This is a genomic window from Sorangiineae bacterium MSr11367, from assembly GCA_037157805.1.
Lineage (GTDB): Bacteria > Myxococcota_A > Polyangia > Polyangiales > Polyangiaceae > Pendulispora > Pendulispora rubella.
The window spans coordinates 5,925,918-5,941,666 of record CP089983.1; the positions used below are offsets into that span (position 1 = coordinate 5,925,918).

Here is a 15,749-nt window from a genome sequence, read left to right on the forward strand (position 1 = left end):
GAGAATAAAAAAACTTCAGCGACGCGCGTCCGCGCGGATGCGTCCAGGGTCTCTCTCCGGGTCATGCGGGATCGACCTCCAGATACGCCAACGATCCTGTGGTGGAAGGAGCCCGGCGAAAGGTGACGCGTGCCTCAGATCGACGTCGTGCCACGACGGTCCTTCGAGCACCGCCAATACGGCGGGCAGGCCCGCATCGACGATGCGAAGCCACTCCTCCGCGTAATGGCGGGAACGGTCCTGCCGAGCCAGCCAGGTCAGCACCCGGATGCGAACGTCACTCAAAAGGTCCGGCTCGCGGCGCAGCCGCTCGGCCACGGCCTGGTGATAGGCGAGACTATGGGCCTCGGCGACGCGCATGCGTCCAAATTAGCGCTGCCATGGCCGTACCGCTCATCCGCGTGCTGCCAACGAATTTCGGCACTTCGCAGCAGGTGCGCCTCGGCGTGGAGGCGCACCCTGCGAAGAGCGACTACGACTTGAAGGGGTCGCGGCCTGCGAAGGCGGCGCCGGCGCCCAGTTCGAAGCCAATGCGAAGCAGCTGGTTGTACTTCGCAATCCGGTCCGAGCGGGACAAGCTGCCGGTCTTGATCTGGCCGGCGTTCGTCGCCACCGCGAGGTCGGCGATGAAGGTGTCCTCGGTCTCGCCCGAGCGGTGGCTGATGATCGAGCGGTACTTGGCCGCGGTCGCGAGACGGATCGTGTCGAGCGTCTCGGTGAGGGTGCCGATCTGATTCAGCTTGATGAGGATCGCGTTGGCGTAGCCGCCATCGATGCCGCGCTTCAGACGCTCCACGTTGGTGACGAACAAGTCGTCGCCCACGAGCTGCACGCGGTCGCCCACGCGCTCGGTGAGCTTCTTCCAGGCGGTCCAATCGTCCTCGGCGAGGCCGTCTTCGATCGACACGATAGGGTACGTCTTGGTGAGCTTCTCGTAGATGGCCACCAGCTCGTCGGACGACACGGCCTTCTTGTCGAAGGTGTATTTGCCCGATTTCTTGTCGTAGAACTCACTGGCCGCGCAATCGAGCGCCAGGAAAATGTCCTTGCCCGGCGCGTAGCCGGCGCCCTCGATGGCCTGAACGATGACGCCGATGGCCTCTTCGTTCGACTCGAGGCGCGGTGCGAAGCCGCCTTCGTCACCGACGGCGGTCGTCAGGTTGCGCTTCTTGAGGATGCCCTTGAGCGTGTGGAACACTTCCGTTCCGGCGCGCAGCGCTTCCTCGAAGGTGGGAAGGCCGGCGGGCACGATCATGAACTCCTGGATCTCGAGCCCGTTGTCGGCGTGCTGGCCGCCGTTGACGATGTTCATCAGCGGCGTGGGGAGCACGCGCGCATTGAGACCGCCGAGGTAGCGCCAGAGCGGGAGACCGACCACGTCGGCCGCCGCACGCGCAACGGCCATGGAGACGCCGAGCAGCGCGTTGGCGCCGAGCTTCGACTTGTTCGCCGTGCCGTCGGCTTGCAGAAGCACCTTGTCGATGGCCGGCTGATCGAGCGAGTCGAGCCCGATGATGGCCGGGCCGAGCGTCTGATTGACGTTGCGCACCGCCTGAAGCACACCCTTGCCGAGGTAGCGCGCCTTGTCGCCGTCACGCAGCTCGATGGCCTCGTGCTCACCGGTCGAGGCGCCGCTCGGAACCGCCGCACGACCGCGGCCGCTCTCGGTTTGTACTTCGACTTCGACCGTGGGATTGCCGCGCGAATCAAGGATTTCTCGCGCGAAAACTGCTGAAATTTCGCTCATGTTGGACCCGGGGGAAAGTCGTGGAAGCCCGGGGAGTAGCATTCATTTCCCCCGTGCGAAAGCGGGAGTCGCCGCGATTGTCGCGCGAAACATGTTTCGGATGGGGCGGCCGGCCCCGCTTGAGGCGCTCACGATCCGACGAGGTCGAGTTCCCGCCAAAATGCGCGCACGTCGTCCATGCTTCCGAGCCGTCGCGCCGGCGGGAGGCTCGACAGGAGCATTCGCCCGTAGCCCTTGGTGGTCGCGCGCCGATCGAGCAAGGCGATGACGCCGCCATCTTTTCGGGTGCGCAAGAGACGGCCAAAGCCCTGCTTGAGCAAGATTGCCGCGGCCGGAACGGAATATTGCGAGAATGGATTCCCACCTTGGCGTTCCACTTCGGCCGAACGCGATGCCACCAAAGGGTCGGTTGGCACTGCAAAGGGAATCTTGTCCAGCACGACCAGCCGCAGCGCATGACCTGGGACGTCCACGCCTTCCCAAAAGCTCATCGTGGCCACGAGCACGGCGTTGCCAAGCTCGCGAAAACGCGCCAGCAGGATCTGCTTCGGCGCCTCGCCCTGGAGCAAGATCGGCTCGCGGATGCGACCGCGCAGGATGCCGCACAAGTTCTTCATCGCGCGGTTCGAGGTCGCCAGCACGAAGGCGCCGCCTTTGGTCATTTCGACGAGCTCGATGATGCGCTCCGCGGCCGCCGCTTCGAACGCGGGGTTCGTTGGCTCGGGCAGATCGCGCGCCACGTAGAAGCCGGCCCGTGAGCCGTAGTCGAAGGGCGAGGCCACGATGAGCTCCTCGGCCTCCGGCGTGGCCCCGAGCCGGGCTTTCGCAAAGTGAAAGCCGCCAGCGGCGGCCAAGGTGGCGCTCGTGCAAATCACCGCCGAGACGCGATCGAACAGCGCCCCGCGCAGCAAACCGCCCACGTGAACGGGGCTCGAGCCGATGGCCACCGACTTCTCCCGCGTTTCGACCCACGCCACGTTGCGCATGGCCTGCGGGTCCTCGTCGTCCTCCGGATTGCCGCGGCCGATGGCCCGCGCTCCCTCGACGATCTGCTGCAGATCGCGCTTCAAATCCGCCGCCCGGCGCGCGATGAGCGCGATCGACTCCTCGCGCGCGAACAGATCCGCGTAGGTCGCGAGCGCGTCCACGGCCGCGACCAGCTTCAGGAAAAGCTCGTACGTCGCGCCCTCGAGCTCCTGCCCGGTGAGCGGCCGGCGCGAGTCCACACCGCCGGCCGCAAAACGCCCCGCAGGAAGCGCTCGAAAGAATGCGTGGGTGGCGTGCTCCACGCGGTCGAGCATGCCGCGCGCCTCCCCTCGCCCCGCTGCGGTCAGCGTGCGAAGCGCATCGCGCACCAGCGCGTCGACACGCGCACTCGAGGCCCTCACGCCGAAGAACGTGGTCGCCACGTCCTCGAGCTGGTGGGCCTCGTCGAAGATGACCGCGTCGTAGGCCGGGATGACGCTGGCCATGTCCGCACGCCGTCCTTGCGCGGCCATGCCCCGCCGCAGGGCGAGATCCGCGAAAAAGAGGTGGTGATTCACCACCACCAAGTCCGCGTCCTCGGCCTCCTGCTTCATTTGCGTGACGAAGCAGTCATCGTTGTAGGCGCACCCTTTGCCGATGCGCGTGTCCGTGGACGACTGCACGGCGAACCAGGCGCGGGAGTCGTCGGGGAGCATGGAGAGCTCGACCCGGTCGCCGGTGCGGCTGCGCGGCACCCACTTCTCGATGTGGATCAAGTCCGTCTCGAGGGCGAAGCGGTGGGCCTCGGTTTCACGCAGCTCCTGGAAGCGGCGGCGGCATAAATAGTTCGATAAGCCCTTCATCATGGCCGAACGGAATCGAATACCGTGCGGTGCGAGCACCTCCGCCACCAGGGGGAGGTCCTTGGACATGATTTGGTCCTGCAGGGCGCGGGTGCCGGTGGAGATGACCACTTTTTTCCCGCTCAGGGCCGCCGGAATCAGGTAGGCGAGCGTCTTTCCCGTGCCGGTGCCCGCCTCGACGAACAGGGGACGCTCGATATCCAGGGCGCGCTCCACCGCCTCCGCCATGCGAAGTTGCCCTTCGCGCGGCTCGTAACCGCCCAGGGCCCGGCTGAGGGCCGATCCCGGCCCCATGACATCCGCAACTCGCATTCTTCCTAAACTCGCGCTCCCTCGAGGGTGCTTGCTACCATAGAAAAACCGTGCATTCCCAGCGGCCACCCTCAGCGCAACGAAGTCCAGCGCGTCGCGCCCCGGATCCGACCCCCGAATCGGCGGGCCCGGCCGCAGGCGCGACAGGCGCGACGCGTGCGGCGGAGGGGCTCGAGCTGCGGCTGGCCATCGGCAAAGGTGGGCTCGGGTTGGAGCTGGGGCGGCCTTTTTCGATGGGGGTGCTCGAGATCATGGAGTTGGTGATCGCACTCCCGACGGTGCGCTTTCCCCTCGATGTCTCGGGTGGGGTGTCGCGCTTTCGGCATCGGCGCGGGACGTTGGACCGCATCAGCGCGGAGCTTCCCGTCCAGCGGCTTCGACGGTGGGCGGCGGGGCGCCTGCGCGGCCTCATCGGGGTCGGCCCGTGCGAGGTGTGGGTCGGGGTGGAGAAGTACGGGGCGTCGTTCGCCCTTTCGTCGGAGATCGCCATCTTGGCGTTCTCGGTGGCGGTCACGGTCACGGGGGAGGACGTGTCGCTGATGGTGACGCGGGCCCGCGGGACAGGGCTTCCCGCCCCCCCGACGGCCATGGCGATTTCGGCGATCGAGGCGCTGATTGGGAATCTGGCCCGGCGCGAAGGGGCTCGCTTCGTCGTGCCGCGGGCCGTGACCAAGGTGGCGCGCGCGCTGCTTCCCGAGGCGGGCGTGCGCACGCCAGGAACGGCGGACGTGAGCATCACGTCGATCGCGGCGGCGCACGATGCGTGGATTGTGCATGCATCGGCGCATCCCGTGGCCGCGGAGCCCACGGAGATAGCGACGCGCGCGCTGGAGGCCGTGGCCATCACGCGGGCGGCCGACGAGGCGCGTCTCGGAAAGGACTACGAAGGGGCGCGGGCCCTGGATTTGTTGTCGCTGGAGCGGGCGCCGCGTCACCCGGAGATTGCGTCACGCATCGCCGAGATCGACGCGTTCGTCGGCGGGCGCGCCGAGGCGGCTCTGGCCACCATTGCGGAGGTGGACCGCGAGGAGGGACGCGGATCGCACCTCGATTTTCTCCGGGCGGAGTTGCTCGCCGAAACGGGGGACGTGCGCGGTGCCATTGCCGCGTTCGAGCGGGCCGGCGAGCACGAGACGGCGCCGGTTCTCGCCGCGCGCGCCTTCGAGCGCGCCGCGGAGCTGACACGCGATGCGCTGGAGGCTGCGGGCTGGCTCGATCGGGCGGTCGCGCATGCGCCGGCGGTGCCGCGGATCCGTTGGGCGCGGGTGCAGCGGCGTCTCGCCCTGGGGCGCACGCAGGATGCGCGCGCCGACGTGGAGCACCTGGAGGCCCAGGCCAGCGGGCCGCGTGCGCGCTACGACGTGTGGTGGCGTGCGGGGGCGGCCTGGCAGGATCAAGGGCTGGTCGCGGATGCGGCGCCGCTGTTCGAGCGCGCGCTGCGCTTCGTTCCGGACGACGCGCACGCGCTGGCCGGCTTGGGGCGCGCGCTGGTGGCGCGTGGCAAGACCGCGCGCGGGGTGGCGCTTCTCACGCGCGCCATCGATCTGCGCGAGGACGGGAACGAGGACGCGGCAGGGCTGCACATCGATTTGGCGAAGGCGCTCGCGGAGAAGCTGGACGATCGGCCCGCGGCCATCGTGCACGTGCGCGCGGTCCGGCACGGCGGACGCGATGCAGTGGAGGCGCGCGCGCTCGAGGGGCGCTGGCGCGCGGAGTTGGGCGATGTGGCCGGCGCGTCGCTGGCCTTCGCGCGGCTGCGCGATCATGCCGAGACGCTGCCACCGGGCAACCGCGAGGCCCACGAGCCGACGGCGGCGTTTCTCCTGGAGGCGGCCATTTTCGAGCGCGAGGTGCTGCACGATTCACTGGCCGCGCAGCGCCATCTCGCGGCGGCGTTGCGTCTGTGTCCGAACCATTTCGGCATCGCGTCGGCGTACCGCGCGGTGGGCGCCGAGATCGCGGGCATTGCGGCCCCACCGCCGGCTCCCCCGTCGGAGCTGGGCGAGTCGTCGGACGGGTTCTCCCCGGACGAATTCGCCAACATGGAGGGGCTGTCGATGGCGCGCCTGCCGCCGTCACCTCCGTCCATCATGAACATCGGCCTGGGGGGCACGGGCGAACACGGCGACGATGTGCAGGAGGCGGAGGACGAAGCCCGGGTCGAGGAGCTCACCCGGCAGCTGCAGGCCGATCCCACGCGCGACGACGTCGTGGACGAATTGGTCGATCGCTTGCTGCGACTCGGGCGAAGCCACGAGCTTTTCGCGCTTCTGAGCGCGCGCCTCGAGGACGCCACGCCGGACCGACGCGTGACCCTCGTGCCAAAGCAGCGCGACGTGTTGACGCGCCTCGAGGCCGATGCGCGCGCACGCGGGCAAGATCTGGAAGCGCAGCTCTTCGCCAGCGCCCGCGATGCCCTTTCGTGACGTTGCGACGCCGAGGTGGCGCGACTACGAGGCCGCTTCGGCCAGCGAATCGGCCACTTCGCGCAAGGCAACGTCCACGTCGCTCGCCTGAAGGCCGCACGCCTGCGCGAGGCGCACCAGCACATCGCGTTCGACCTCGCTCACGTCGTGGCTGACTTGCCCCAGCAGCGCGGCAATGCGCAACACTTCGCGCGCGTGGCTCTTACGCGTGATCTGCGTGGCCACGGCCGCGATGCGTCGCTCGAGGCCTTCTTCCTTCAGCCACGCTTCGAGCTCGGTAATGAGCTCCGCCACGTGCTTCGGCGCGACGGTGCCACCGCAAGCGGCCGTAACGACCCGTTCCAGGGTGCGCCGTTCCTCGTCGTCGACGACGCCGTCGGCCGATGCCACCAAATAGGCGCCTTCGACAATGGACTCGAACAGCGCGACCGCCACGGGATCGAACCCCGTCGGCACGGTCGCATCCTCCGCCGGCTTCGCTCCATACGACGCCGCCGCCAAGATGAGAATCGACCCAGGCGACGTCGGCGTCCCCACGATCACACGTGTGCTCGGAGGCTCCTCCGCCAGGCGCCCTTTCGTGCGCGCGATCTTCGCGAGCATGTGAATCTTGTGTTCGCTCGACATTTCCAATGAGATTACCAGCTTTCAGTTCGGCGGCTTGGCAGAAACATTTCGTGGTTCGGTCAGAAAGAGTTCCAGCTTGCCGTTCGCATCCGTAACAGCCTGGCCAATTTCCACCGCTCGGTTCCCACACGACTGCCCAACGGGGCATTTGGGCACGGCAAACGCTCTGACCAGGGCCCCGCGCACGAGATCCTCGGGTTGGATGTTGCGTGCTCGCGAGACGAGCGTGACCGAAACGGCAATGGGCGCGGGTACCACGAGGCGGTCCAAGGTGACTGGCGTGTCAGCTATCTTGTGCGATGTCGAGACCACCCATGGAAATCGCGTTCCAACCCTAGGTCGGACGACAATATCGTAATCGCCCGGATCGAGCTGGAGCGAGAATGCTCCCGTCGCATCCGTAGTCGTCCGCACGCTGCGCATCGCTTGCGCAAAGGGCCCCGGATTGGACGGAGTGACCGCAGCCTTGGCTTCCACACTGGCTTCCGCAACGGCGATACCATCGGCAAGGACGACGGCTCCACGCACCTCGGTCTGGCGCACCACGGGGAACGACTTCGGCCCCGAACCGTCCACCGTCATGGTCCCGACCCAAAGCGCCAGCGGCACAGCCTCAGGGGTGGAGGGGTCCGGAAAAATCGCCACATTGTACTGCCCCAAGGGAAGCGGGACCTGAAACGTGCCGAAAGGGTCGGTTTGAATCGTCGTAGCGTAACGAAGGAGCACGTTCGAAGGCCGTGACACGAGCGCCCCTGGCTTGTCCACGCTTCGAAAGACCATCGTGGCCCGCACGGGCGCGCCGTCGGGTCCCACCACCTGGCCCGTCACGTTGGCTGGCGGCGGAACGAAAGGATAAGGCGGCTGCCTCGAAATGATCGGCAACGCCGGGACGATGAGCGACGGCACCCCCAGCACGGTGGGCGGGGGCGCCACCACGAGCTCCGCCGAAACGTTCTGCAGACTGGGATGACCAACCGTGTAGAGAGTCACCTCGTTCATCCCCGAATGAAGAAGCGTGGCCATGCGTGAGATGTTGCGATGCCGCACGCTGTTCTGCAGAACGGCCGTCCAACCCGTAAGATCCTGCGGCGGTCCGGACGAGGAGTCGGGAGAGATCCGGAACGTGCGGGGATCCGTGTCCAACTCGTTGCTTGTGATGTTTACCCTCTGAAATGCAGCCCCCACGAAATCGATCACCTGCTCGTGCGGCGGGAACACTTGATCGAACGGCGGATCGGGCGAAATCACGCGCAAATAGCGCCCCGCGGGAAGAGAAACGGCCCATCCGATGCTGGGACTCCCAAACGGGCCAGGTCCGGGTTTGTCCCTGTCCTCCAGGGACTCGATCGACCTGGGCGGAATTGGAACAAGCATGGGGGTGAACACGGGCAACGCTGGTATGCCGAAGTCCGTGGACAATGGCGTATCGACCGGGTCCTTCGGTGGTGTTGAAGGCTTGTCGTAAGCGAGCGGATACCACGTCGTATGCTGCGAGATGGTGGTAAAGGCCGGGTTGCCCAAATTGCGCCCTAACGTATTTTGCGCCGCGGGATCGAACTGGTACCACCCCAGCGCGCTTACCAAACTTGGAATGTACGCACACTGCACCCCATCCGGACAGATCTGGGGCGCGACGACTGCCTCCAAATCGGAGGATTTCATCACCGCGGTCGCGGGCATCGAGTACGCCGGAGAGCCGGCGGCCGTGGAGATCAGCAGCGTGAAGTCCAAGGTCGAGTTCAGCTTGCAGAACTGGCCGACGCGGTCACAAACCGGTACGCCTTCTTGCTGGTAGCCTTGGCATGGGTGCTCCGAGCAATCGTTTCTCGGCGCGAGCGAAGACTCGAGCGGCAGCTCCTTGCAATGCGCTGCGACGACGAGCAAGGGAATGCCGACAAGGAGGCGGCCGAAGATCCGCGGCTTCATGGCGAAGCGTCCGAGCCGTCCATCCCGGCATCGAGTGGTCGCGCGTCCGGGACGCTGGCATCGTATTGCGCACACTTCGAATAGTCCCCACCGGGTACGTAGCGCCACGATACCGAATCGGCTCCCGGATCGCCGTTGTGGGGAAACGCACCAAAAACCAGTGCGACCACGAACTCGATGACGTGGCAACGCTCGGGGTCCATGGCGGCCCTCGACAACGAGAAGGTGACAGTTTGCACGTCCGGCAAGTCCGAACTCCCCGGTTCGGAAATGTTCAACCCGGGGACAGGATTCGGATTCACGCCATCGTCGTAGTCGACGAACACACGCCACCGGTAGCCCGCCGCCGGATTGTACAGCCGGAGGGTCACGTTGAAGCCGCCATCCGGTGCCTCGAGCAAGGGGCGCGATACGTCGGGGGTGGTCAATATGATCGAGGGCACTCGCGTCGGCAAACTCCGTTGCTCGGGTAACGGATCCGCAATGATGCACGCGGCAAGTAAGCCCGTGACCAACGCCACCGCAGCGACCTTGCGCCTCACGACTCCCCTTTCAGGCGGGCCGCCGCGTACTCGGTGGAGGCTGCAAGCTCGACGAGGTTCTCCAGCTCGGGGAACTGCGCGCACAAGCGCTCGACGCCGCCCCAGGCGCGGGCGCTTTCCAGGTCCATGGCGCGCTCGCGGAGGAACGACTCGGCGACCACGGCGAAGTCGCCCGCGAGAAAGAGGCCGACGCGGCGAGCGCTCTGGCGGACCATGGCGACGACGTCGTCGTAGCTCGTTCGCGGCGCGGCGTTGAGGAGCTCCTGCATGCGACGCTGGGTGCGCGGGGGAACGGTGTGCCAGAAGGACTCGGCCAGGCGGCCGCTCTTGGGGTCCAGTTGGCGGCCGTACTCGGGGGGGCCGAAGGCGCCCAGCATCGCGCGCCACATCAGCGACCCCTCCGCCTCGGACAGCGAGGCGACGAGCACGTTCTGCGGCAGGGCGCACGCGATGCCTTGGCCCAGGGCGTAGCGCAGCTCGGGTGTGTCGGAGCGCAGATCGCCCGAAAGCACGATGGCGGGCGGCGATGCGATGTACACGCTCGACGTCACCGACGTCGTCCCTGGACGCGGGTGCGCGTAGAGCGCGAGCTTCGGCAGCGCCAGAAGCCGCGTCGCCGTGTGCAAAAGATGAAACAGGTGCACCAGCGGCTCCGAGGTGCCCTTCCCGATTCGGATGCCCGGTGGACTCGTCGACTCGCGAAGGAAAATCTCCGGCGCGCTCTCCCACAAGAGCCAAAGCACCTCGAGAACGGCGGGATGCCCCACCTTCGCCAAAAGCGCCAGCATGCCCGGCTGCTCCCGTTGCGCGGCGAGCGGAGGAGGCTCTCGCGGAACCGCCTCCGGATCGAGTGCGGCGAGCACGCGCTCGATTTCGGCGGTCGACGTCTCCTCGGGCGCCACGGGCAACGACGAACGACGCTCGCGCAACGCCTCGAGCTCCGCGGAAAGCTGCGCCGAGAGCACGCTCCCCTCCGGCGCCGCCGCCATGGCCTCGACGAAGACCTGTTCGCCCTCGACGAAGTCGTCCTCGCTCGTCGACGTGAGGAGCAACCGTCCGAGCTGCGCCAACGTCACCGTGCGCTCCTCACCGCTGGTCGCACGAACCAGCTCGCGCAACACCGTGCGCGCCCGCGAAAGATCGCCGCGCGCGGCGGCCACCTGCGCCGTCTTTTTCAGCGCCTCGAAGCGCGATTCGGGATGAAACGCCGCCTCGTCCAGGTGCACCAAGGCCGCATCGACCCGATCCGCGCGAAGGGCCGCCGAGGCTGCCGCCAGAGCCACCGTGCCGCGCGAACGGAAACCGAGAAGGTTCCCCTCCAGCGCCGCCTCGTAATAGGAGAGCGCCCCCGTGAAGTCCGACGTGAGCATGCAGCGCTCGGCCAAGGCCAGTGCGAGGAGCGGCTGCGCGCCCACCTCCGCGTAGGCCTGGGCGAGCCGCAGCGCCGCCTCGTCCACGCGGCCCAACGCCGCGAGCGCCTCCACCGCGAGGAACGTCGACAGCGCCACGTCCTCCGGCTCGAGCTCCTCGTCGACCTTGCCGAGTTCCGCCAAGGTGGTGCGTGCCTCGTATTCCGAGCCGGCGCCTCGCAGCCGGTACTCCAGCCCGCGCGCGAAAAGCTGCGTTGCCGCCCGGTGCGGGGCCGCGTCGGCCGCCTTGCGCGCCCGCTCGAGCGAGCGCGTTCCATCGCCCACACGCGCCGCGGCCTGCGCCGCGTCGACCCACAGATCGGCGCGCGTCGCATCGTCTGCGCCACCATAGAGGGCCGCCGCCTCCAGCGCGGCGCCCAGCTCGTGGTCGTCCTCCAGCGCGCGCGCCAGGTCCACGCGAAGCACCATCGCCTCGATCAAGAGCGGCTCGCGCTCGAGCAGCTGATTCACCAGCAACAGCGCCCCGCGAAGGTCGCCCGCGTCGCGCGTCGCCGTGACGGCGCGCAGTTCGAGTTCCGCTTGCGTCTCCGCACCGTTGGCCAGCGCCGACAGGTGCTTCCACAGCGGCGCCGCGCGATGGGTCTGCCCCGTGCGCTCGTAGAGATCGGCCAAGTAGCGCAGCGCACCGTCGTTCTCGGGCCACTCGCGCAGAAGCTCCTCCAGCTCGGTGCACGCTTCGTCGACCCGCCCCAGTCGCTGCTCGAGGATGGCCACGCGCCGGAGCCGCACCGCCCGGAGCGAGTCGCGCCGCTCGGTCTTCGGCGCGAGCCGCGTGATGCGTCCGGCGAGGTGCTCGGCGAGCCGCTCGTAGTCGCCCGCGGCGACGATCATCGACTCCACGGTCTGATCCGAGGTCTCGTCGTCCGGGTTCGCGTCGAGCACCTGCTCGAGGACCGTGATGGCCTCGTCCACCTGCGCCGCGTCCTCCAGCGCACGCGCGAGGCGCCGCAGCACGGCGGGACGCGCATCGGCGTCGACACGCTTTTCGATTTCGCGCAGCGCCAAAATGCGCACGTCGTTCCGGCGGGCCATCTCCGCGGCACGCTCGAGCGCGCTCCATCGGGCGAGCGGCGCGGGATCCAACTCGGCGGCCTTGCGAAGCAGCGAGGCCGAGCTGCCCAGCTCCCCGCGCTCTTCGCAGCGCTGCGCCACTTCGGCGTAGCGATCGGCGCGATCGCGCGGTTGAAAGGACTCATCCTCGGCCCGCGCCAAGGTGCGCCGCTCCAGATCGGACGCGCGCCCCGCCGACCCGTAGAGCGCGCGGATCTCCGACTCGACGGCCGAACGCTCCTCCGGTCCGAAGAGAATGCGCGCGCGCTCCATCGCGTCGATGGCCTCGTCATACTCCCCGGCGATGGCCCGTTCACGCGCGTACGCGCGAAACACCTCGCCGCGTTCACCCGGGGGCACCGTTTGATCGAAGCGCTGCGACAGCTCCGCATCCCCCAGGCGCTGCGCGGCATCGTCGGCCGCACGCACCAATTGAGGGTCCTCCGGCTCGCGCAGCGCCGCGCGCAATGTGAGGCGATCGCGCAAGTCGCCTTCACCGCGGTGGTGCGCGATGGCGGCGAGAAGCTTCAACGCCGCCACCCCCACGTGGGAATACGGCTGCTCGAGCACGGCGAGCGCGGCATCCATGAAGGCCACGACGGCCGGCGAGCTCGCGAGCTCGCCCGCGAAGGCGACCAAAGACGCGTACTCGTCGATGTCCGCGTTGGTGTCGAATGCGCTCGATATCGCGCCCAGCGCACCCCGCGCGTCGTGAAAAAGCTGCAACATCAGGTGGGCCAGCGCCAGCGCGGTGCGCGCTCCATCGGGCCCATCGAGCTTCGCGGTGAGCGCCTGCACGGCCTCCTGGACGCCCACCGCCAGCGCATCGTGTTGGCCCGGCGCCACGCGCAGAAGTCCCTGCGCCGCGTCGGCGAGCAAGGCCAGCGTTCCCGCACCGGGCGCGAGACGCGCGGCCCGGAGCAAGCAGTCGACCCTTTGCTGCAACCCCGCGTCGTCGGCGTCGGTCAGCGCCGCTGCCCGCAGGAGCCACCCGGCCTGGGCCGCCGCGCTCGGAGAGAGCTCCGCCACGTATTCCAGGGTACGCACCGCGAAGAGGCGATTGTTCGCCCGATCGGCCACGCGCTCCAAAAGCACCAAGGCGGCACCTTCCGACGGCACCGCGACGAACGCGTCCCCGGCGTGCTTCAAGGCCCGCGCGGGATCGCCGTGGTGCTCGAAAAAGCGCGCCCCTCGGTAGTGCGCCGCGCGCCGCCCGAATCGGCCCAGGGCCCGATCGCCCATCGCATCGTACAGATCGGACATCTCCACGATGCGGTCGCTCTTGATCGCGCACTCCTCGGCGATCTCCAGCGCCTCGGTGTGCTCTGGATCGCGGTCCAGCGCGACGATGGCCAACTCGAACCCGCGGCTCGCCTCGTCCACCGCCAGCGCGGCGCGCGCAGCCTCCGCCGCGATGGCGCCCGAGGTTGCGCGATCGGTCTCGTGATCCATCAGCTCGCAAAGGCAATCGAAGGCGAACTGCGGGTCGGCGTAGCGCGCCATGTCCGTCGCCAACGTGAAATAGCCTCGGTATGGGGCCGTCTTCGCCGCGCGCACCCATGCGTCGACCGCCCCATGGCGATCGCCCGCGAGATCCCAGAGTGCCGCCCCCAGCTCCCGCCACGCGGCCGATGCAGCGCCGGGGTCCTCCTCCTCGCTCAACAGCCGTGCACGCGCCTCCAGCCATGCGAGGCTGCCGTCCTCCGAGAGCGCCGCCTCGCTCAACGCCTGGATGCGCTCCGCAAGAGGCCCCGGCAAAGCACCCAGGCGAAGCGCCCGCACGATGGCCCGCGCTTCGCCGTCGAGATCGCCCGTGGCCATGCGCCGCTCGGACAGGGCGACGAACAGCTCGCGCCGTTCCTCCGCGGTCGCGCCCGAGGCGATCCATCGCTCGATGATGGTGCCCGCGAGATGGTCGTCCCCCGCGCGCTCCGCCGCATCGAGCAAGGCCGCTCGCAGCTGCGCTTTGCGCGGGCCGAACACGTCGAGCGCGCGCCGCGCCACCACCACCGCACGCGCCGAGTCGAGGTGCGAGAGCTCGCGGATCCCCTGCCCCACGAGATCGGCCAGCGGCCCCGCGGGCTGCGGCTGCGAGAGAACCCAGGACAGTGCGTCCCCCAAGCGCGCCGCCTCCTTCGCGCGCACCACCCGCTCGATGAGCCATTGCGTGGCATCGCGATCACCCGGGCGCAAGGCAACGTACTGCTGCGTCCACGCCACCGCGTACCCGGTCTCGTCGAGCTTCTCGAGCGCCTCCGCCAGTGCCCTGCAGAAGTGCCCGCGCGGGCACACCACCTTGACCGCGCGCTCGAGGGCCGAGGCACTGGTGCGATCCTCTCCGGAAATGCAGGCCTCCGCCATCGCCCAAACGGCGCGAGGTGACGCCGGATCGGCATGGCACGCTTGCTCGGCGTGCGCCCGTGCCGCCGCCGCATCGCCCGCCGCGAGGCACCGCTCCGACGCCACCGCGAACAACACCGCGCGCACGGCGGGCGCGGCGTCCGTGGCGAGCCGCTCGAGCTCGTGCACATCGGTGGCGCCCGAGCGCTCCACCACGGACTTGACCCAATCGAGCCGCGCATGGCGACGCGGGGAATCGACCATGGTCTTGCGCAATTCCTCCCGCACCGCTCGAGCATCCGCGGCCTGGATGGCCTCCAGCATCGGCTCGATCGCGAAACGGAGCGCGTGCGTGCGCAGCGCTTCATGCGCCTCGTGCGAGTTCGCATCGAGCACGTAAAGCTCGGCATAGGCCTCCGCCGCATGCTCCGGATCGTCGAGGCGCCCCGCGGCAAGGTGCGCGAGCTCCTCGTAATGCCGCGCGCAGACCTCGACGTCGTCCTCCGCCTGCGCCCGAGCCTCCACCCGCACCGCGAGCATCTCGAACAACCCCGCGCGCAGGAGCAACTCGTCGAACTCCGACGCCGACTCCCCGAGGTAGCCCACGTCGATACCTTCGTCGAAGGCCGCCCCGAGCGCGACCGCCACCTCGCCCCGCGCCAGCGCATCTTTGCGCCTTCGCGTGTGGACCGCACGCGCCTGCGCGCTGTCTGGCAGGGCGCGCGCATGCTCGCGCCAGATCGCGTCGCCCGCCAGCGGCTTGCCCTTCTCGGCAAGGGCCTCCGCCAGCGCGGACGCCGCCGTGTCGCTCGCCGGATCCGCCTCGAAGGCACGCAACGTGTCCTCCAGAGCGTCTTCGCCCAAGGCCTTGCGCCGCGCGGCCGCGTCCACGTAGGACTGCGCCGCGATGGCGGGGCTCACCACATCGGATGCCCACGAGGCCAAGGTGCCGCGCAGTTCCAGCGACAGCCCGCTCTTCTTGTCGACGCGGGCCGCATCTTCGAAGGCCTCGCTCGCGCCCCCCGGATCGCCCGCGCGCGCATGCAGCACGCCGACGCGCACCAGCGCCGCCGCCATCTCCGCCTCGTCGGCCTCGGTGGAGGGCACCTCCCCCTCGTCGATGGCGGCGCGCAGCACCGCAGCGGCCAGCCCCGCCTCGCCCAGGCTCTCGAGCCAGGATGCCAGCTCGCGGCGCAACTCCGGGTCTTCCGCGACCCGCAGCGCGCGCAGCGCAAACTGGGCCGCCTCGTCGAGATCGCGGTCGCGCCGCGCCAGCCAGCGCGCGAGCTCCACCGCGGCCGAAGCCTCGGCGATGGCGTCCTCGAACTGACGTGCCTCGGACAACCGCGCGCGCAAGCTCGCTTCCTCCGCGCGCTCGCCGGTGCGGCGCTGCGGAGCGGGCGGCGGGGCCGTGGAGTTGCGCTTTCGCGTTGCCTCGGCAGGCACGGTCCACTCGGGCGGCGGCAATGTCGCGCGAGCCATGGCGTTGTCGAGCTTGTCCACATCGCCATGGTAGCGAA

At 68.9% G+C, this 15,749-nt stretch carries 8 protein-coding genes; 1 reads left to right on the plus strand and 7 read right to left on the minus strand.

The features are described 5' to 3' along the window. Positions 1-15: 15 nt before the first annotated feature. The 3 genes from LVJ94_22585 to LVJ94_22595 all read right to left on the minus strand — a co-directional run bounded on the left by LVJ94_22585 (position 16) and on the right by LVJ94_22595 (position 3,888). Entirely contained in the window at positions 16-360 is a 345-nt protein-coding gene (locus LVJ94_22585) for a hypothetical protein (protein WXB10002.1), read from the minus strand. Positions 361-472: 112 nt separating this feature from the next. Then, on the minus strand, positions 473-1,747 hold the full coding sequence (eno, locus tag LVJ94_22590) for a phosphopyruvate hydratase (GenBank protein ID WXB10003.1): 1,275 nt from the start codon (positions 1,745-1,747) through the stop codon (positions 473-475). Between the two features lie 128 nt (positions 1,748-1,875). Next, positions 1,876-3,888 carry an ATP-dependent DNA helicase gene (locus LVJ94_22595; protein WXB10004.1) on the minus strand — a complete coding sequence of 671 codons (2,013 nt, stop codon included), beginning with the start codon at positions 3,886-3,888 and terminating at the stop codon, positions 1,876-1,878. 50 nt (positions 3,889-3,938) lie between these two features. Here LVJ94_22595 and LVJ94_22600 point away from each other — a divergent pair, with 50 nt between their 5' ends. Further along, the gene (locus LVJ94_22600; protein ID WXB10005.1) at positions 3,939-6,314 is read left to right on the plus strand and encodes a tetratricopeptide repeat protein; all 2,376 of its coding nucleotides are present in this window, start codon (positions 3,939-3,941) and stop codon (positions 6,312-6,314) included. Between the two features lie 24 nt (positions 6,315-6,338). Here the strand turns inward: LVJ94_22600 and LVJ94_22605 are convergent, their stop codons facing one another. Genes LVJ94_22605 through LVJ94_22620 form a run of 4 tightly spaced genes read right to left on the minus strand, consistent with a single transcriptional unit; the run spans position 6,339 to position 15,732 of the window. After that, on the minus strand, positions 6,339-6,941 hold the full coding sequence (locus LVJ94_22605) for a TerB family tellurite resistance protein (protein WXB10006.1): 603 nt from the start codon (positions 6,939-6,941) through the stop codon (positions 6,339-6,341). Positions 6,942-6,962: 21 nt separating this feature from the next. Then, positions 6,963-8,867 carry a carboxypeptidase-like regulatory domain-containing protein gene (locus tag LVJ94_22610; GenBank protein ID WXB10007.1) on the minus strand — a complete coding sequence of 635 codons (1,905 nt, stop codon included), beginning with the start codon at positions 8,865-8,867 and terminating at the stop codon, positions 6,963-6,965. Continuing rightward, positions 8,864-9,409: a hypothetical protein gene (locus LVJ94_22615; protein WXB10008.1), complete on the minus strand. Its 546-nt coding sequence runs from the start codon at positions 9,407-9,409 to the stop codon at positions 8,864-8,866. The genes LVJ94_22610 and LVJ94_22615 overlap by 4 nt, the downstream gene beginning before the upstream one ends. Then, positions 9,406-15,732 (minus strand): hypothetical protein, encoded by a 6,327-nt coding sequence (locus LVJ94_22620; GenBank protein ID WXB10009.1) that lies wholly within the window; start codon positions 15,730-15,732, stop codon positions 9,406-9,408. The genes LVJ94_22615 and LVJ94_22620 overlap by 4 nt, the downstream gene beginning before the upstream one ends. Between the last annotated feature and the right edge of the window lie 17 nt (positions 15,733-15,749).